Origin of the sequence: Anaerococcus sp. mt242 (assembly GCF_016798225.1) — a bacterium.
GTDB lineage: Bacteria > Bacillota > Clostridia > Tissierellales > Peptoniphilaceae > Anaerococcus.
In genome coordinates this window covers 40,112-60,480 of sequence record NZ_JAEUYX010000004.1, presented here as the reverse complement: position 1 = coordinate 60,480, position 20,369 = coordinate 40,112, and the positions used below count along the sequence as shown (strand labels likewise).

The 20,369-nt window shown below is 31.8% G+C and carries 17 protein-coding genes; 16 read left to right on the top strand and 1 reads right to left on the bottom strand.

Annotated features, from left to right (window positions below; genetic code table 11):
• Positions 1 to 67 precede the first annotated feature (67 nt).
• Together JNO63_RS03215 and JNO63_RS03210 are read left to right on the top strand one after the other, a co-directional pair.
• A complete protein-coding gene (locus JNO63_RS03215) occupies positions 68 to 493 on the top strand; it encodes a hypothetical protein (RefSeq protein ID WP_203127053.1) in 426 nt (141 codons plus the stop codon).
• A 32-nt stretch (positions 494 to 525) separates the two neighbouring features.
• A complete protein-coding gene (locus tag JNO63_RS03210; RefSeq protein WP_203127052.1) occupies positions 526 to 1,149 on the top strand; it encodes a Type 1 glutamine amidotransferase-like domain-containing protein in 624 nt (207 codons plus the stop codon).
• A 34-nt stretch (positions 1,150 to 1,183) separates the two neighbouring features.
• Here JNO63_RS03210 and JNO63_RS03205 read toward each other — a convergent pair whose 3' ends face one another.
• A complete protein-coding gene (locus tag JNO63_RS03205) occupies positions 1,184 to 1,639 on the bottom strand; it encodes a methylated-DNA--[protein]-cysteine S-methyltransferase (protein ID WP_203127051.1) in 456 nt (151 codons plus the stop codon).
• A 102-nt stretch (positions 1,640 to 1,741) separates the two neighbouring features.
• Between JNO63_RS03205 and JNO63_RS03200 the strand changes: the two genes are divergently transcribed.
• The 14 genes from JNO63_RS03200 to JNO63_RS03135 all read left to right on the top strand — a co-directional run bounded on the left by JNO63_RS03200 (position 1,742) and on the right by JNO63_RS03135 (position 20,365).
• On the top strand, positions 1,742 to 3,031 hold the full coding sequence (locus tag JNO63_RS03200) for a glutamate-cysteine ligase family protein (protein ID WP_203127050.1): 1,290 nt from the start codon (positions 1,742 to 1,744) through the stop codon (positions 3,029 to 3,031).
• Positions 3,031 to 4,395 carry a DNA repair protein RadA gene (gene radA / locus JNO63_RS03195; RefSeq protein ID WP_203127049.1) on the top strand — a complete coding sequence of 455 codons (1,365 nt, stop codon included), beginning with the start codon at positions 3,031 to 3,033 and terminating at the stop codon, positions 4,393 to 4,395. The genes JNO63_RS03200 and radA overlap by 1 nt, the downstream gene beginning before the upstream one ends.
• Before the next feature lie 610 nt (positions 4,396 to 5,005).
• Positions 5,006 to 5,416, top strand: a complete 411-nt coding sequence (locus tag JNO63_RS03190; protein ID WP_203127048.1) for an FMN-binding protein — start codon at positions 5,006 to 5,008, stop codon at positions 5,414 to 5,416.
• A 69-nt stretch (positions 5,417 to 5,485) separates the two neighbouring features.
• The gene (locus JNO63_RS03185) at positions 5,486 to 7,330 is read left to right on the top strand and encodes a flavocytochrome c (RefSeq protein WP_203127047.1); all 1,845 of its coding nucleotides are present in this window, start codon (positions 5,486 to 5,488) and stop codon (positions 7,328 to 7,330) included.
• A 106-nt stretch (positions 7,331 to 7,436) separates the two neighbouring features.
• Positions 7,437 to 8,297: a D-alanyl-D-alanine carboxypeptidase family protein gene (locus JNO63_RS03180; protein WP_203127046.1), complete on the top strand. Its 861-nt coding sequence runs from the start codon at positions 7,437 to 7,439 to the stop codon at positions 8,295 to 8,297.
• A 9-nt stretch (positions 8,298 to 8,306) separates the two neighbouring features.
• Positions 8,307 to 9,251, top strand: a complete 945-nt coding sequence (locus JNO63_RS03175) for a type I phosphomannose isomerase catalytic subunit (RefSeq protein WP_203127045.1) — start codon at positions 8,307 to 8,309, stop codon at positions 9,249 to 9,251.
• Between the two features lie 212 nt (positions 9,252 to 9,463).
• Positions 9,464 to 10,579 carry an ABC transporter ATP-binding protein gene (locus tag JNO63_RS03170; protein WP_203127044.1) on the top strand — a complete coding sequence of 372 codons (1,116 nt, stop codon included), beginning with the start codon at positions 9,464 to 9,466 and terminating at the stop codon, positions 10,577 to 10,579.
• Positions 10,579 to 11,220, top strand: coding sequence for a hypothetical protein (locus JNO63_RS03165; RefSeq protein ID WP_203127043.1), 642 nt, complete (start codon positions 10,579 to 10,581; stop codon positions 11,218 to 11,220). Before JNO63_RS03170 ends, JNO63_RS03165 begins: the two co-directional genes overlap by 1 nt.
• An 11-nt stretch (positions 11,221 to 11,231) precedes the next feature.
• On the top strand, positions 11,232 to 12,245 hold the full coding sequence (locus JNO63_RS03160) for an ABC transporter permease (RefSeq protein WP_203127042.1): 1,014 nt from the start codon (positions 11,232 to 11,234) through the stop codon (positions 12,243 to 12,245).
• Between the two features lie 8 nt (positions 12,246 to 12,253).
• Complete coding sequence (locus JNO63_RS03155) at positions 12,254 to 13,180, top strand: carbohydrate ABC transporter permease (protein ID WP_203127041.1); 927 nt, start codon at positions 12,254 to 12,256, stop codon at positions 13,178 to 13,180.
• Between the two features lie 30 nt (positions 13,181 to 13,210).
• Positions 13,211 to 14,707, top strand: coding sequence for an ABC transporter substrate-binding protein (locus JNO63_RS03150; protein WP_203127040.1), 1,497 nt, complete (start codon positions 13,211 to 13,213; stop codon positions 14,705 to 14,707).
• 72 nt (positions 14,708 to 14,779) lie between these two features.
• Positions 14,780 to 16,315 (top strand): ABC transporter substrate-binding protein, encoded by a 1,536-nt coding sequence (locus tag JNO63_RS03145; RefSeq protein WP_203127039.1) that lies wholly within the window; start codon positions 14,780 to 14,782, stop codon positions 16,313 to 16,315.
• Positions 16,316 to 16,436: 121 nt separating this feature from the next.
• Positions 16,437 to 17,738 (top strand): beta-N-acetylglucosaminidase domain-containing protein, encoded by a 1,302-nt coding sequence (locus JNO63_RS03140; protein WP_203127038.1) that lies wholly within the window; start codon positions 16,437 to 16,439, stop codon positions 17,736 to 17,738.
• Positions 17,735 to 20,365, top strand: a complete 2,631-nt coding sequence (locus JNO63_RS03135) for an alpha-mannosidase (RefSeq protein ID WP_203127037.1) — start codon at positions 17,735 to 17,737, stop codon at positions 20,363 to 20,365. The genes JNO63_RS03140 and JNO63_RS03135 overlap by 4 nt, the downstream gene beginning before the upstream one ends.
• Positions 20,366 to 20,369: the final 4 nt, after the last annotated feature.

Below are 20,369 nucleotides of genomic sequence, written 5' to 3'. Positions count from 1 at the left end.
TTTATTTTACAAATAAATACCTGCTTTTGGGTAATAATAGACTAGAAAATACTAAAAAGGTGAATATATGCAAAGAATAAAAAACATAGAAAAGGAAAGAAAATTAAGCATTGGGATTTTAATTATATCCATACTAATAATTATTTTTACCATTTTTCATGCAAGAGCTATATCGAGTACTCAATCTTTTGAACAATACCTGGCAAATTATTATAAGTTAGACTATGAGCACTATCTGGCAAATGTGAACTTTTATCGAAACTCTATAATAGTCTATCCCATAATGCTGATAATTTATACAATTTATAGCTACACCAAAACAAGTTTTGGCATTATTTATAAAATCTTAAATGGATTTTTGACCCTATTATCACTTGCAATAATGCAAGTCCAGTTTACCCCACATACAATATTTGCAAGGATAGTAGAGCTGTTATTAATAATATTATTTGTCATAATTATGCTAAGTAGAAAAAGAATCAGGAAAAATTGATCGAAATTTCTATATATAAGTAAGGAGAGAAAATGAACATATTTTTATCATCAAGTCTAGTAGGATCAAAAAATGCCTTTGAAAGATTTATTAAAAAATATCAAGCAAAAGAAATAACATTTATAGCAACAGCAGCAGAAGTTTCGCCATACACCCAGTATGTAGAGGATGCACGCAAATATTTTAAAGAGCAGGGATTTGAAATAACAGAGCTTGAAGTAAGTCAAACAGATGAGAAAAAAGTCAAAGAAATTATAAAAAATACTAAAATATTATATGTATCTGGCGGCAATACTTTTTATTTGCTTCAAGAATTAAAAAAGAAAAATTTATTAGAATTAATCAAAGAAAAAGTAGATGAGGGCATGCTCTATATTGGAGAATCAGCAGGATCAGTAATTGCAAGCCCTGATATAGCATATATAAAATACATGGACGATCCAAAAGCCGCTTCCGAATTAAAATCAACAAAGGCCCTAAACTTAGTAAATTTTTATCCCCTCCCACACTGGGGCGAAGAACCTTTCAAAGAAGCAGCAGAAAAAATCCACACGATTTATAGCCAAAGGCTCCAGCTAATAGCAATAGATAACAAAAGCGCCATTATTCATAAAGGAGGAGATAAATTTAGTGTAGATTTTGGGGTGGAGTACTAGAAAAGTAGGGTTATCTTACTTTTTTGTCTGTGATTTAATTATTATCTTCAAGGTCAAGTAATTTTTCTTTCACATCAAGTCCATAAGCATAACCGTGCATTTTTCCATCACTGCCAATAACTCTGTGGCAGGGGGTGATTATCATTAGGGGATTTTTGCCGATGGCAGTTGCAACTGCTCTGACTGCCTTTTCATTACCTATATTTTTTGCTATATCCTTATAGGTTTTTGTTTGTCCATAGGGGATATTTAAAAGTTCTTGCCAGACCTTTTGCTGAAAATCCGTGCCATGGGTTTTACATAAATCATAAATGCTAAATTCTTTTCTTTTGCCGTCTAAATATTCATTTATTTGGTCAATAATTTCGTTAGTTTCTTTGCTTTTATCATTATTTTCGTTAATTTGGTCAACTAATTCTATTTTTGTTATTTTTTGCTTATAGGATATTTTGATTATCCCAATATCTGTTGTGTAAAATGCTGTTTTCATAGCTATATTTTAATATATAATTTTAAATATAAAAAGCATTAATAAAAAATTTTAAATATTAATGTATAATAATATAAATGAAATTTAAGAATCGAGGCTATTATGAACTACGATAAAAAAATTGATGCGATTGTTGATTATATAAAATCTGGGGAAAAGAGTGTGGAAGACTTCAAAGTAGGTTTTGAGGTGGAGCACTTTCCTATAAATGCTGAAACTATGGAAACTATCACTTATGGAGAAAAGGGTGGTGTCCGTGATTCTCTAACTGAGATTGAAAAACTTGGCTATGAGGGAGTTTATGAGGGTGAGAATATCATGGGTATTTCAGCAAGTGATTTTGCTATTTCTATAGAGCCTGCTGCCCAATTTGAAGTAGCTTATGGGGCTAAAAAAACTGTTGATGAACTTTTTGATAATTATAAAAAAGTTATGGGACAGATTGTTCCTATTTTTGATAAGAAAAATCAATTATTAGCCCAAGTAGGCTACCAACCAAAGTCAAAGATTGATGACTTACCATTCATTCCTAAAGAACGATATAAGTATATGGCGCAATATTTTAAGGATTTTGGAGGATCAAGCCCATTTAATATGATGAAAGGCTCTGGAAGCCTACAGGTAGCAATAGATTACAAAGATGAGGCAGATTTTAAGAAGAAATTCTTTGTTGCCAATGCAGTTTCTATATTTTTATATAGTACTTTTGATAATGCCTATATTTTTGAGGGAGAGGTTTATCCAAAACACAATCTTCGCCAAAGTATATGGGATAATTGTGACAAAAATCGTTCTGGCATCTATGATTTTGCCTTTGATAGCGACTTATCATACGAAAAATATGCAGCAAAAATATTAGCTACTGATAGTATATTTATTCATAAAGATGGCAAGGATATTTACACAGGCAATACTCCTTTTGAAGAAATTTTTGATAATGAAGATATGAGCCTAGATATGATTAACCACGCTCTTTCTATAGTATTTCCTGATGTAAGGGTTAAAACATATATAGAAGTAAGGATGCCTGATAATGTTCCTTATCCTTACAATTTTGCAGCAGTTGCCCTTATTAAAAATATGTTCTATGATGAGGAAATTTTACAGTTTTTATCTCAATTATTTGCTGATATGACTTATGAAAGATCACAAAAACTAAAAGATAAGGCATTAATGCAAGGTATAGATACCATATATAAAGACAAAAAAATCTCTGAATGGATGCTTGAAATTACACAAATGATAAAAGAAGATAGTGAGTATATCAAGCCATTAGAAGATCTTCTTAAAAAAGATCAGACACCACGTGATATCTATGAGTCTTTATATAAAGAAGATCCACAAAAAGCAATCTACAATTACTCAGTAAATAAATTTATAAAGGAAAATTAGTGGCAAAAATTAAAAAAGCCTTTGAATGCACCAATTGCGGCCACACCCAACCCCTTTGGGCGGGCAAATGCCCAGAGTGTGGCAAATGGGGATCCTTGGTTGAAGTAACAGTTAAGGAAAGCAAAAAAAGCGCCAGTGTAGTGGTGGATGATAAGGCTGCAAAAAAACTAAATAGCATTGAGATTAACGAATCTGAAAGGATAAAGTCAACTTTTGAAGAATTTGACCGTGCAGTTGGAGGAGGACTTGTCCGTGATAGTGTCACAATCCTAACAGCTCGTCCAGGTGCAGGAAAATCTACACTCTTACTTCAATTATCAAAAGCATATGCAGATGAGGGCTTAAAAGTTCTTTATGTATCTGGAGAGGAGTCAGAAAGTCAAATCAAATCCCGTGCAGATAGGATTATGGAAAGTTTGCCAGAAAATGTCTGGATTCTTTCTACAAACTCTATGGATAGTGCAGTTAGCGAGATAAAAAATATCGATGCTGATGTGGTTTTTCTTGATTCTATCCAAACTTTTACCCTAGCAGAGTTTGATAATAAGGCTGGAAGCCCAACTCAAACCATAGAGGTAGCCAACAAGGCGGTGGAAATTGCCAAAGATGAGTACAAAAAACGCGCAATAATAATGATTGGGCATATGACCAAGGCCAACGAAATGGCAGGACTTCGTACCTTGGAGCATTTGGTAGATACAGTTTTAGTTTTAGATGGTGAAAGTGATGAGGACTTAAGGGTCCTAACCTCTACAAAAAATAGATTTGGTCGTACTGGTGAGATTGGCCTATTTTCAATGACTGAGGATGGATTAATAGAAATATCTAATCCTAGTGAGTATTTTATTACAGCCCGTGAAAATGAAATCGAAGGGTCAGCCATATCTGTAACCAAGGAAGGCTCTAGGCTTTTGGAAGTGGAAATCGAGTCCTTAGTCAGCAAATCATTTTTGCCATATCCACAAAGAATTGGGGATTCGCTAAGAAAAGATGACCTAAACACCCTAATATCAATCCTTCAAGAGCGAGCTGGTCTAAATCTTTTTGATTACAATGTAATTATAAAAACAACTGGTGGCCTAAAATTATCTGAGCCTTCGGTAAATCTTGCCATAATGATGTCTATTGCATCTTCTCTGCTTAAAAAGCCCATAGATGATAAAACCGTTTTTATTGCAGAAGTAGGCCTTACAGGAGAGCTTAAAAAAGTACCACAAATCAAGCAACGCATCAAGGAACTAGAGAGACTTGGCTATAAAAGATGCTTTGTAGCAAGAAATTCTATTGAGGAAAAGGAATTTACTGGTATAAAGGTCTTACAAAAATCAAATATTAGACAAGTAATTGATGAATGTTTTAGATAGAAAATCAACGAGGGCATATGTGGGAGACTATTAAAGAAAGATTTTCATGAGATCACCTTTTCTTTTGGCTTGCCATAGCTTTTATTATGTATGTAAATCATAGATATTTTGATAAGCACATAAATATTGCTTTATTTATCCTGCTAATATCTATAATGTATTTTATGGAAATCAGATTAAAAAAAACTCCTAAATATTCTAAATATCTGCTAACAATCATAATTACTGTTCTATATATGTTTTCCATGCCAAAATACAGCACAACTTATGCGGAAAATTTTATGAATAGAACTATGGTGAGGACACATATTTGCTCCCATATACTACTAATCAGATGAGTTCCTTTAATCCTTACAGTAAGGAAATATATTATTATTTTATTAGGACTTATGGCAAGGAATATTTATTTAACGCCAGGACAGGCGAGGTTAAAGAAACAAAAATAGATATAGATAGTAAGTGAAATATCAAATTATTTTATATTCAGTAAAAAATATCGTTAATCTTGATTTTATCAAGAAATGTGTTATAATACTTATACAAAAAGACATATGCGAGCTATCTCGCAAAAAATTTGCCAAAATTGGCGTACATATAAAAGGAGAGTTTTATGAAAAACTTAAATAAATTTACCCTAGTAGCAGCTATGGCATTTACATTTGCAGCTTGTGGAAACAATGCAAACACAGCAGAAAATAAAGATGCAGCAGACAAAAATGCTGCTGAAAACACTGAAACAGTTCCAACAGAAGAAGCTCAACCATCAGCTGGTGAAGCAACAGTTGCAGGTTACGGTGGAGACATCAAAGTAAAAGTTAACTTTGGAAAAGATGGTGTTATCGAATCAATCGATACAGACCACACAGAATCAGAAGATATAGGAGCTAAAGCTATTCCAGAATTAACAGATGCAATTGTAGAAGCAAACGGAACAGAAGGTGTAGATAATGTATCAGGTGCAACAGTAACATCTGAAGCATTCAAATCAGCTGTAGACGAAGCAATCGCAAACGCAAAATAATTTTAAAGGCTATCAACTCGATAGCTTTTATTTTGCCGAACTTTGTTTATAATTTATCAAGGAGAATATATGAAAAAATACCTAAGCCTGCCTATCCTATTAGCTCTAAGTATTAGCCTTGTAGGATGTCAAAATGAAAATACTGACCAAAATACTAACAAAGACCAAGCAATAGAAGAAAAAAGTAACGATACTACTAGTGAAGATACTAAAGATCAAAAAGAAGTAGCAGATTATTCAGACATATCTGGTGACTACCAAGGCCAATCAGAAGGATTTGGTGGAGATATAAAAGTAGATGTTAGTATCGAAAATGGAAAAATAAAAGATATAAATATTGAAGAAAGTGAAACGAAGGCAGTAGGATCTCAAGCTCTTAAAAGATTGAAAGAAGAAACAATCAGCAAAAATTCTACCGACCTGGATACCGTAAGTGGGGCAACTATATCATCTGCATCTTATCTATCAGCAGTAAATAAGGCCTTAGAAAAAGCAGGTATAGATGCTAAAAATTTAGAAGCAAATAAAGATGATAAAGAAGTAAAAACTAACTATGATGCTGATGTTGCCGTAGTGGGTGCTGGAGGAGCAGGCCTTACTAGTGCGATTGATCTTGCCCAACAAGGTAAAAAAGTAGTGGTTGTAGAAAAAGCTGGTATTACAGGTGGTAATACTTCGTATGCATCTGGTGGTATGAATGCCGCAGAAACAAGACTCCAAGCAGAAAAAAATATACCTGATACAGTAGATTTATTTATAAATGATACTATGAAAGGTGGAAAAAACCTAAATAACAAAGAGCTAGTCAAAATAATGGCAGAAGAATCTTCTGATGCCATCGATTGGTTAGAAGAAAATGGAGTAGAATTTACCGACCTAAAATTCTCAGGTGGACAAAGTGAGATGAGAACTCACGCGCCAAAAGATGAAAACGGAAAATCCATACCAGTTGGATCATACCTAGTAGACAAACTAACTCAAAAAGCTATCGAAGAAGGTGTAGAGATAGTCTATGATGCCCAAGTAGATGAAATCCTAATGGAAGATGGCAAAGCAGTTGGAGTAAAAGGTAAAAATAAAGACCAAGACATAACAGTAAATGCAGATGCAGTTATAGTTGCTAGCGGTGGTTTTGGTTCAAACCAAGAAAGAATAGAAGAATATAGACCTGACCTAAAGGGATATGTGTCTACAAATGCTAAATCAATCCAAGGTGATGCAATAGATTTCTTAAAAGATACTAATGCAAACTTTATAGATATGGACCAAATCCAAATCCACCCAACAGTAGTTCAAAAAAATGGTTCTCTAATATCAGAAGGACTTAGGGGAGAAGGAGCTATCCTTGTAAATAATAAGGGAGAAAGATTCTTTAATGAGCTAGAAACTAGAGATAAGGTTTCAGAAGCTATCCTTAACCAAGAAGGCAAAAGCGCTTGGCTAGTGGTAGACCAAGGCATGATGGACCAATCAAGCACCATCCAAAAATACTTTGAAAAAGGCTTTTTAGAAAAAGCAGATGACTTTAAAGCTCTTGCTGATTTAATAGGTTGTGATGAGTCTAGTATTGAAAAAACAATCAATGACTGGATAAAAATAACAGCTGACAATAAGGACCCTGACTTTGGTAGAGAGGGGATGGAAACTTCAAAATCTGACCTATCAAAAGCTCCATACTATGCAGTACAAATAGCCCCAGGAATCCACCACACAATGGGTGGTGTAGAGGTAAATACAAAATCAGAAGTCCAAGATGCTAACGGATCTTCTATACCAGGATTGTATGCTGCAGGAGAAGTAACAGGTGGTATCCACGGTGGCAACAGACTAGGTGGAAATGCAGTAACAGATATAGTAGTATTTGGTAGAAATGCAGCTAAAAACGCTAAAAGCTATATCGAAGAAACAAAATAATTAAAGGGCAAGAACTTAAGTTCTTGCTTTTTTTTATGCCATAAAAGAACTTTTGTTTTTATATCAATTAATAAACTGTATAGTATAGGTAAAAACAGAGGATACTATGAAAAAGAAATCATATACACTATTACTCATTCCAATACTTATCATAGGACTTTTTTTACTCAGTCGTCACCAAAGTCGTGAGGTCTACGAGTACAACTCAAAAGCAGTTTATGTTTACAATTTGACTGATGATAGAAAAGTGACAGGCAAAAACGAAGATGATAAACTAGCTATGGCTTCCCTTACTAAAATGATGACAGTTTATGTAGCCTTGGAAAAAATAAACGATTTGAGTGCTTATGCACCAGTAGATACAGACTCCTATCAGAAGTTAGTTGCTGAAAATGCATCTATGGCCGGTTTTTTTGGTGGAGAAATGACTACATATCGTGATTTGCTTTATGGAGCCATGCTTCCATCTGGAGGAGAAGCAGCTGACTCACTTGCAATTAATATTTCTGGATCAAAACTAGGATTTGTGGGACTAATGAATGAAAAATGTGAGGAATGGGGACTAAAAAACACCCATTTTCAAAATGTAGATGGGATGGATGATATAGGGCATTATTCATCAGCAAAAGATATGGCAATGATATTAAAAAATGCATTAGAAGACGGTAATTTTAGAGCGATATTTACAAAGAAAGACTATCTGACTGCACCAAATGATCACCACCCAGAAGGTTTATATATGACAAGTACAGTTTTTGATAAGCTAGAAAATTATGAGCAAGATGGTTTTGAAATAATTGGTGGCAAATCTGGTACAACTGATAAAGCTGGTTTATGCTGGGCGACACTTTCTGTCAAAAATGGGAAAGAATATATTATAGTTACCATGGGTGCTCCTTACGATGACATCGACAATCCAGGAGATGGTCAAATCCAGGACACACTTGATATTTTATCTAGACTTTAAGGAGAAAATATGCAAAAAGTTTTAATTTTAGAAGGTAAGTTTGTTGACAAAGTTTGGGGCGGGTCCCGACTAAAAGACGAATTTGATTATGATATAAATTCTGATAGCGTTGGTGAATACTGGGCTATATCTGGTATAGATGAGGCTAGCTCTGTTGTAATAAATGGAGAGTTATCAGGCCAATCTTTAAAAGATGTTTATAAAAATCACAAAGAGTTATTTGGAGGAGACGACGAGGAAACTTTTCCTCTTTTGATAAAAATAATTGATGCCACAGATGACTTATCTATACAAGTACACCCAGATGATGAAATGGGAGCAAAACTTGAAAATTCAAGAGGTAAGACTGAATGCTGGTATATATTAAATGAAAATCCTGCTTCAATCATTTACGGACTAAATGTAGATAGCAAGGATGAAGCTATTAAAAAAATTGAAAATAAAAAATGGGATGATGTTTTAAAAGAAGTCCCAACCAATAAGGGAGATTTTTTCTTTGTGCCAGCAGGCACAGTCCATGCCATTAAAAAAGGATGTCTAATACTAGAAATCCAACAAGCATCTGATATAACCTATAGGCTCTACGATTACGATCGCCCAGATAAAGAAGGCAATCTGCGCGAGCTTCATATAGACAAATCAATTGAAGCTATAAAACTAAATGAAGTAAGTAATGAGCAAAAACAAGAAGAATCTGCTAATATAAAAATAACAAAACTAACTGAAAATGAGTTTTTTGAAGTAAGAAAATTAGAAGTAAGCGGACATAAAGAATTGGTAAGAGCTAGTGATTACCTATTAGAGTCAGTTGTTGAGGGAGTAGGCATTTTAAGAGTAGATGGTGAAGAATACGATATAAAAAAGGGAGACTTTTTTATACTAACCAATGAAGTATCTAGCTACGAATTTGACGGAGAGCTGACAATAATCGCATCAAATATAGCAAAAAATTAAGAGTCATAGAGCTCTTTTTTTTATGAAAATAATTTCATAATACTTTTAAACTTTTAAAATTTATGAAAATTTAATCTATATTTAATAAATCGTTGATAAAAATCAGGGGATAATTTAGAATTATATAAGAAAGAGTAAAAGATTGACAAAAATATCAACTTGCTCTTATAAAAATGACAATAACTGAATTTCTTTATAATGAGGAGGGTAAGTTGGCAACATTAAGTTTAAGAAATATTGATAAAATATATCCCAATGGTGTACAAGCGGTATACGATTTCAATTTAGATATAGCTGATAAGGAATTTATAGTTTTTGTTGGTCCATCTGGATGTGGCAAATCGACTACTTTAAGAATGATAGCAGGTCTTGAAGAGATAAGTAGTGGAGAACTTTACATAAATGATAAGTTGATGAATGAAGTAAATCCAAAAGATAGAAATATAGCTATGGTTTTTCAAAACTATGCTCTATATCCACATATGAGTGTGTTTGACAATATGGCTTTTGGATTACAAATTCAAAAAAAAGATAAAAAAGAAATCGAAGAAAAAGTAAAAAAAGCAGCAGAAATGCTAGAATTATTGCCTTATTTAGATAGAAAACCAGCTGCTTTATCAGGAGGGCAAAGGCAGAGGGTAGCCTTAGGTAGAGCTATTGTTCGCCAGGCAGATATATTTTTAATGGATGAACCCTTAAGTAACTTAGATGCCAAACTTCGTAGCCAAATGAGAACAGAAATTTCTAGAATCCATGATAGCTTAAATACTACAACTATATATGTAACTCACGATCAAACAGAAGCTATGTCAATGGCTAGCAGAATTGTGGTTATGAAAGACGGCTATATCCAACAAATAGGAAGTCCAGAAGAAATATATGATTATCCTGCAAACGTATTCGTAGCAAATTTTATAGGATCTCCTCCTATGAACTTTTTTAAAGGAGAAATAGATCAAGGAAAACTTATAGTTGGCAATGATAGTATTGATCTTTCTGAAAAAAATAAAGATGCACTAAAAACATTTAAAGATAAAGATTTAATTATAGGTATACGACCAGAAGCATTTTCTCTAAATGATTTAGATGGGAGAGAAAATTATATTAAAGCTCAAATTGTAAATATAGAAATGCTAGGTGATGAAACTATTATTTATGCAGAAGATAAAAAGTCTTCAGTAACTATAGAAGAGGATGGAGATAATAAAATTGCAGTAAAGGTTTCTGGTAAGTCTAAGGATAGAAATGTTGGTGATAGCATAAAGTTATTTGTAAACTTTGATGATATCCACTTATTTGATAGTAAAACGCAAAAGAGAATAAATTAATGGAATCATTTGCTAAGGGCATGTATAAACTGGGTGAAGTAATTTTATATGCTTTTGTAAGTATATTTTATAGCTCATTAATACTTTTGCCCATATTTTTACTAAATTTATTTTTGACGGAAAATATTAGCAAATATTTAGTCTTATTTGTTCCCTTAAGTGGACTTATAGGATTTGCTTTAGAAAGACAGGCAAATTCTTTTACAGCTACTTTTGTAAATGACAAAAAGACCTTAGCATCTTATTTTAAAGAAACTTTTGATGAGAATGGGCTTTCTAAATATTTGCTTTATGTATTACTTTTTTCCTTATATTTTTATGCAGATTCTTCTTTAAGAATAATTTCATCAACAAATGGAATTATAGGAATATTAACGATCATACTCTTGTATTTTTATAGGGGAATTATATTTTATACAATCTTACAAACTTCTCATAGAAAATATATGGGAATTATTCAAACTATTAAAAATTCACTCATACTTACATATAGATATTTTTTCTATTCTATAATAGTTTATCTTGTATGGGAACTTTTTGAAAGACTTATAATAAATAATAATTTTTGGCTGCTTATCTTTATCTTAATATTTGCAGCTATGGTAAATACTATAAATGAATATACTATTAAGAAATTATAGAGGAGGCTGGGATGGAAGATAAACAACCAAAAGAACAAATGAAAGAAACAGCTATTTCTAACCAACCTGGGATAGAAAATAAAAGAAAAGCAAAAAAGAAACCTTTTAAACAAAGGTTTAAAACAAATTTGCCCCTTTTAGTATTTTCCTTGCCGGCTTTTATTTGGTTTATAATATTTGCCTATTTGCCGATGTTTGGCTTGATTATACCATTTAAAAGATATAAAATTTTTTCTAAAAATTTCTTTTATAATCTCTATAAAAGTGATTGGGTAGGTCTAGATAACTTTAAGTTTTTCTTTAGAAGCAAGGATGCTTGGATAATTATTAGAAATACTATTGGCTACAATTTTATTTTCATAGTATTAAATATAGTTTTAGCTATGTTTACTGCCATTGCCTTACATGAGATTTTAAACAAAAAGGCTGCTAAATTTTATCAAACGTCTATGTTTTTGCCTCACTTTTTATCATGGGTTGTAATAAGCTATGCAGTTTTTGCATTCTTATCTCCTGATAAGGGTTTGTTAAATAGACTGATAGTTAGCCTTGGTGGGGATAAAATTAACTGGTATACAAATACAAAATTTTGGCCATTCTTTTTAGTACTTATTAACTCGTGGAAGGGTCTAGGATATAATACAGTAGTTTACTTATCAGCTCTTTCGGGCATAGATAGGACCTATTATGAAGCAGCAGCTATGGATGGCGCAACTAAGTGGCAGCAAACAAAAAAAATTACGATACCACTTTTAAAACCTGTCATTATAATAATTTTTGTAACATCACTGGCAAATATATTTAGGGCAGATTTTGGTTTGTTTTTCCAAGTGCCTAGAAACTCAGGGCCATTATATAATGTTACAAATGTAATTGATACATATGTATTTAGAGCGCTTTTACAAACAGGGGATATAGGATTATCTTCAGCAGTTTCGCTACTACAATCAGTTGTTGGTACTATTTTAATTCTATTTTCTAATAAAATTGTAAAACGTTATGATCCCCAAAGATCGCTATTCTAGGAGCTTATATGCAAAAAGAAAAGACACAAAAAAAAGTATATGATCCTTTAAAGATAAGTAAAACTTCTAATGTAGTATTAAATATTGTATTAATACTTCTTACTATATCCGCTATACTACCATTTTTGTTTGTGGTAATGATATCTATAACAGATGAAGCCACTATAAAATCAAATGGTTATTCCTTAATACCTGAAAAATTTTCCTTAGAAGCTTATAAGTTCATATTTAAAAGTGGTGGACAAATAGCAAGGTCATACAAAAATTCAATTATTATTACAGTAGTAGGTGTAATACTTGCCTTAATTCTTACCACTATGTATGCATATTCTTTATCCAGAGAAGATTATGAATATAAAGGGTTTTTTACCAAAGTATCTACAATTCCTATGCTATTTAGTGGAGGACTTGTAGCAAATTATTTAATTATGACACAGTTTTTGGGACTTAAAGATTCTATGTGGGCTTTGATTTTACCAGGACTTGTTGGTTCATATAATATTATTTTAATGAGAACATATTTTCAAACAAGCATACCCAATGCACTCGTAGAAGCTGCAACAATTGATGGGGCAAATGAGATGCAAATATTCTTTAAGATTATTTTGCCACTTTCATTACCGATAATTGCTACAGTTGGATTATTTTTAACTTTAGCTTATTGGAATGACTGGTATCAAGCTATGTTATATATTGATAGTGAAGATAAGATACCTGTTCAATATATGCTTATGAGAATTCAAAACTCAACAAACTTTTTGTCCCTTAGAAAAGATGCCTTGGGAGGACTAGCAGGCGAGATTAGAAAAACCCTGCCTCAAGAATCTTTAAAGATGGCGATAGTAGTAATTACGACAGCACCAATCCTTATTGCATATCCATTTTTCCAAAGATATTTTATAAGTGGATTAACTTTAGGGGCTGTTAAAGAATAAATTTTATATATAGGAGGGGTAGAGGGGTATATGAAAATATTTTCAAAAAGTGGAAAAGTTGCTATCTTGCTAGCTTTGTTAGTATCATTAGGAGCTTGTAGTAATCAAGCAGAAAATGATGAAAGTAATTCTAAAAATCAAGTAAAGCAGCAAGAAAATAATTCAGATGAAGTGCCTACATTGGTTTATTACAATGTAGGACCACCACAAGCAGACACAGATGAGGTGGCAGAAAGTATAAATCAATACTTAGATAACAAAGATGCAGGATACCATATAAGTTTCCAATATTTTGATTGGGGAGATTATCAGCAAAAATTGCAATTAGCATCCAATGCTGGAGATGATTGGGATATTGCATTTACTGCCAGCTGGGCTGGACCTTATAAGAATATGGCTGAAAAAGGTGCGTTTTTAGACATAACTGATCTTATAAAAGAAGATGGAAAAGCTATTTTAGACTCTGCTTCTGATGAAGTTATAAAAGGAGCTAGCATAAATGGTAGACTTTATGGAGTACCAGCTACAGCAGAAAATATAGTACCAGCTGATTACTTTATCTGGAACAAAGAATATGTGGATAAATATGATATTCCTATTGATGATATAAAAACAGAGTCTGACTTAGAACCATATTTAAAGGAAGTTAAAGAAAAAGAAGCTAGTGTAGAATATCCATTTGTTGTGCTTAGTGATTATATATTTCAGACAAAAGATCCACAATCTGTAGCTACACCAGGAGTGGCAGTAAAAAATGAAAATGGAAAGCTTATTGCATATAATAAATGGGCTAACAAAGAGGTAAAAGATTTAGCCTTTACTATGAAAGATTATATGGATAAAGGTTATATCGATCCGTCAGCTCCACAGCTAGAAGCATCCAATGCCCAATCAGGGGATACTTTTCTTGTAGCAAAAGGTGAGGGAGGAGTAAATCCTGATAACATATGGTCCAGAAGCTATAATACTGAAGTGGTTTCTTCATTTGCAGAAGATAAAGCCCTAGTTACAAATGAAAAAGCAACTGGATCTCTTGCAGCAATAAATTCTCAAACTGAACACGCCAAAGAAGCTATGGACTTTTTAAATAGAATGTATAGTGACCCAGAACTAATGAGATATTTAGTTTATGGTATAGAAGGCAAACACTATAATTTAGTTGATGAAAAAGTTGATATTATAGAAGATAGCGGCTACGAAGTACCAGGATTTACATTTTTAGCATCAGAAATGATGACACCAACTGTAAATGCTAACACAGATGAAAAAAGTAAAAAGGAAATGCTTGATACATACTTAGACAGGGTAGAAGCTTCACCAATTTTAGGATTTAACTTTGATAAAACTGGCAATGAAAAAGAAGCAGAAAATGTAGAAGAAGTCATTGAGCAATACGAAAGGAATATAAAAACTGGAGCCTTTAGCGAAGAATACTACCAAGAGTTTTTAGAAAAACTTGATATTGCAGGCATAGATAAATTAGTAAAAGATGTTCAAGAACAATTAGATAAATGGGAAGATAAATAAATTTAATGAGATTTTAATTAAGTTATATATTTATATCTTATTAAAATAATACATTTTCATAAGGAGAAGAGTATGAAAACATTTAATTTGAAAAAGAAATTTGCTTTAATTTTAGCATTAGCACTTGGAGTTACTGGCTGTGGAAATAACTCTGAGAATAAAGATACTGATAACGGTGAAAAAGGAACTACAAGCTCAGAAAAAGCTAATGATGTAACAACAAGTGATAGTGGTGATATACCTACACTAACATATTTTAATATAGGAGAAGAACCAGTTAATCACCAAGAGGTAGTAGATGCAACAAATGAATACCTAGATAGCGTAGATGCAGGATATCATATAAATACAGTATTTTATGATTGGGGAGATTACCAACAAAAATTACAACTAGCTGTAAACTCTGGAGAAGATTGGGATTTAGCCTTTACATCTAGTTGGGCAGGTCCTTATAAAACTCTAGCAGACCAAAACGCATTTTTAGACTTGTCTGACTATTTAGATAATGAACTTAAAGGTGCTAAAGAATTAATAGATGATAGGATGATTGAAGGTACAAAAATAAATGGACCTTTATATGCATTGCCAGCAGCGTATCCTGGAGTAGTTGCAGCTAATCAATTTGTATGGAACAAAGAATATGTAGAAAAGTATGACATACCATACCAAGATATACAAAATACTACACAACTAGAAGAATATTTAAAAGAAGTAAAAGATAATGAAGATCAAGTTGAATATCCATTCAATGTTGCAAGTGACTTTTTACTAGCAAGGGAAAATCCTGCTTTTGAAGTTGAAAAAGGTATAGGAGTAAAAGAAAAAGATGGCAAATTAGTAGCCTACAACCTTTATAAAGATCCTGACTTTAAGGCAGAGATTGATCAAATGAAAAAGCTTTATGACGATGGTTTAATAAATCCAGATGCACCACAAATCCAAGCTGATGAAGCGAAAGGAGCTTATGAAGCATCACTTGTAGGAGAATACGAAGGAGAACCTGGATCAGAGGCTATTTGGTCAAAGGAAGAAGAACCAAAAGTAGCTTCTATAATAGGAGAATCTATTCCTGTAGATAATGAAAAAGCTACAGGAAAATTAGTTGGAATCAATAGCCAATCTGAATACAAAGACCAAGCTTTAGACTTTGTTGAAAGAATGTTTACAGATAAAAAACTTCAAGACCTATTATCATACGGTATTGAAGGAGTAGACTATGAATTAAAAGATGGAAAAGTTAAAAAGCTTGGAACAAAAGATGAAGTATATGATGTAGCAAGCTTCCAATACTTATCAATGTTTAATAGAACTCCTATGGCAGATGGTGTAGGAATTGGAGATCCTGAATTTGATGAAGAAGTAAAAGAATTTGAAGATAAGTTAGTAGCTTCACCAACCCTAGGATTTAGAGTTGATAAAACAAATATCCAAGGTGAATTAGAAAATATTCAAGCTACAGTTGAAAGATATTACAACAATCTTAAAACTGGAGCATTTGATGATGCTTACTATCAAGAGTTTTTAGACCAACTAGAAACAGCAGGCATTGATAAAGCAATAGAAGAAATCCAAAATCAACTTGACACTTTCAGCAGTGAAAAGAACTAATATTAAAGACTTACACTTTTGTGTAAGTCTTTAATTATAAATAGCAAAATGAACTTATTTTCATTTTTAAATTAGGATTAAAGATAATAAAAAAATATTTTCAATATTAAAAGGAGTTTCTATGACAGAAATTAAAAAAGGTGTCATTGAAGGTTTTTATGGAATACCATGGACTTTTGAACAAAGATATTCTATGATCAATTTCTTATCGGATATAAATATGAACCAATATATATATGCACCTAAAGATGACCCTTACCACAATGTAAAATGGAGAGATTTATATCCAGATAATAAGCTTAAAGAACTAGAAAAACTAGCAAAACTTGCTCAAAGAAAAAATATAGACTTTGTCTGGGCTATACATCCAGGGCAAAACTTAATTGATTTTTCTGATTATAAAAACGAAATAGAACGTATATATAAAAAATATGAACAATTACATAGTATAGGAATAAAATCTTTTGCCCTTTGCATGGATGATGTCGATCAAAAAAAGGCTTATGAGCAAAGAGAATATCATCTACAATTAGTAAAAGATATATTAAATTTTATATCTGATTTTGAAAATAGAGAATTACTCTTTGTCCATCCATGGTACAACCAAAGCTGGATTGATGATAAAGCATGTTCATATTTTGACTTATTTAAAAATATTAAAAACTTAAAAATAATGTGGACAGGTTATGATGTAGTAGCTCCTTTAAGATATGATGCAAACGAAGAATTTATAAAACTTGCTAACCAAAAACCAAATATATGGTTTAATTGGCCGGTAAATGATTATAAAAGAGATCAAATCTTTATGGAAGTATTTGAATTTTTTGATAGCAGATCATTAAATTTTGATTCATTTTTAATAAATCCTATGAATCAAGCAGAACTTTCCAAACTATCCATTTTTCAGATAAATGAATATTTAAAAGATCCGAGTAATTATAAAGCAATAGAAGTCTTTAAAAAAGGACTTATATATTTAGATAAAGGTGTAGCAGATGATTTATATCTAATAGCAGATTCTTTCTTTGGATCAGATATCTATAGCAGAGAAGAAAATAAAAAGTATTTCGAAGATAGTAGGTTAGCAGCTGCTTTTAAAGCAAGAGATTATGAAAAAATAATTTACTTGATAGACCAAAAATTAGAGGCAATTGATAATTATGAAAGTAATTATAGTAACCAAAATCTTTATAAAGAAGTAATTTCATTTTTTACAAGTCTAAAATACTTATTAAAAGCTGTTAAATGTGCTATAAACAAAGATTATTCTAAAGCTGCTGACTTTTATAAAAAATCTAAAGAATGTAAGGTAAGAATTTATAAAGAGTTTAGCTTAGATGAAATAGAAGATAGAGTAGTTAAAACATCTAGCGTTTTAGAAGAAATTTATAAAAAACTAATGGAAAGCAAAGAGAATTTATGAAAAAAACAGTTCATATAATATCCCATACACATTGGGATCGAGAATGGTATATGCCTTTAGAAAATCATACTATGAGATTAGTAGATCTTGTTGATGGTGTAATAGAGGCTTGTGAAGATGAAAGCTTTAAGTACTTTCAATTTGATGGCCAATATTTACCAATAGAAGATTATTTAAAAGTAAAACCAGAAAATAAGGAAATCCTCTATAGACTAATAAAAGATGGAAAAATAATTATAGGCCCTTGGTATATTTTACAAGATGCATTTTTGACTTCTGCTGAGTCTAATATAAAAGATTTACAACTAGGTCTTAAAAAGTCTAAAAAATTAGGAAAGCCTGCACAAATTGGATATTTCCCAGATACTTTTGGAAATATTGGACAAGCTGCTCAGATACTTAATAAAGCTAATATAGATGTTGCATATTTTGGCAGGGGAGTAAAAGCTACTGGGTTAAACAATGTAGTTGTAGAAGATTTTACATCCAAAAATTCGGAATTATTTTGGCAAGCTCCAGATGGCTCGCAAGTTTTAGGCATTCTTTTTGCAAATTGGTATTGCAATGGAGTAGATATACCAATAGAAACTGCTAGGCTCAAAAAATATATGGATCAAAAAATAGCAGATATGGAAAAATATGCATCCACTAACCAACTTCTTTTAATGAATGGCTGTGACCACTCACCAGTTCAAAAAAATATAGGAAAAATAATTGAAAAAGCAAATAGCCTATATGATGACTATGAATTTATACACTCGAATTTAGATAAGTATTATGAAGCTGTAAAAAAAGAAGTTGATCCAAATAAACTTGCTACAATCAAAGGAGAATTGCGTTCTCAAGCTACCGATGGCTGGTATACTTTACAAGGCACTTCCTCATCTAGGTATTATTTGAAAAAAGCTAATAAAACTTTAGAGATGAGACTTGAAGAAATTAGCCAGCCTTTGTATACAATTTTTGTAAATAAGGAACTATATCCTAATGATAGTTTTGATTATATCTATGAAAGATTAATATCAAACCATCCTCACGATAGCATATGTGGATGCTCCATAGATTCAGTGCATGATGGAAACGAAAGAAGATTTAAGGATGCTAGTGAGGCCTTAGACTATTTGGATGATAAGGCAAGAGAAATCATTGCAGATAATACTTATAATGATTCTAACGATATAAGTTTTGCTCTAATAAACACCCTTCCTTATAAAAGAAGTAGGCTAGTTAGTGTTGATTTGGATTTTAAAAAAGAATATTTTGGAGAAAACTTTAGAAAAGTTGTCAATGAATTAAAGGCGGTAAGCTTACCAGAACTAAAATTGATAGATCAAAAGGGATGTGAAATAGCAGTCGAGATAAGAGATATGGGAACTAATTTTTCCTATGAATTGCCAGAGGATTCATTTAGAAAACCATATTTTGCAAGGCAGGTAAATATAACATTTTTAGCAGATCTAGATTCTTATGAGAAAAAAATCTTTAGGCTAGTAAAAGGAGAAGGCAAATTTAAAGATTTAAAAGTAAAAAAAGATGTAATTTCAAATGATTATTTTGAGATTAGGATAAATGATAATGCTTCTTTAAATATTACTAATAAAAGTACAGGTAACGTATACAAAAATATTTTTATGATAGAAGATAGTGGAGACATAGGCAACGAATATATTTATAGGCAGTCTTATGATAAAAAAAGAATTTTAGGTGGCAAACTTATAAGTAAAGATATTCACAAAAGTTCAGATAAATTTACTATAAAGTTAAAAGAGAAGATATCCATTCCAAAATCAGCGGCAGATAGCTTAAAAGAGGAACAAATAACTCTTGTAGATATTACTAACAGAAAGTCTAACAGATCAGAAGAGTATGTTGATATGATAGTTGAAAAAACTATAAGGATTTATGACAAAAAAAGAACTATTGATTGCCATATAAAACTAAAGAATATTGCTAAAGACCACAGGATGAGGATACTTTTTGGTCATAGTTTAGATACTTCAGTTATTCATGCAGAATCTATTTTTGAAACTGTAAAAAGAGATATGTATCCACCAAAAACATGGGTAAATCCTGATTATTCTCAAAATTTAAATAGATATGTTCAAGTAAAAGACGAAAAAGACAACGGATTTACTATTTCTAGCTTAGGTATAGCTGAATATGAGCAGGTAAAAAATGAAGGCTTGTATCTAACCTTATTTAGATCTATTGGTGAATTAGGAGATTGGGGATATTTTCCAACACCTGAAGCTCAACTTTTAGGAGATAAGGCAGAAATGGAATTTGATTTATATTTAGATATATTTTCTGAAAAAGCGAATACATCTATTCAAAGAGCCTTGACTGAGAGAGTGCCGTTTTTTGATGTTAAGCTAGGTAAAAATATTGCAAATCAAAAAGAAAATATAATCCCAAATGTAGATCTTGGTGAAAACCTATATTCAGTCCTTTACAGAAATGATAAGAAAGAAGCAATTTTTAGAGCTTATAATCCAGATGATAAAGAAAAAAATATAAATGCAGATGGTGTAATATATAGTATTTTGGGCGATAAAAAAGAAGAAAAAACAGTAGATAAAAATACCCTAGATGCCTTTGAAATTAGAACCATAAAGTTAGATATATAATTAG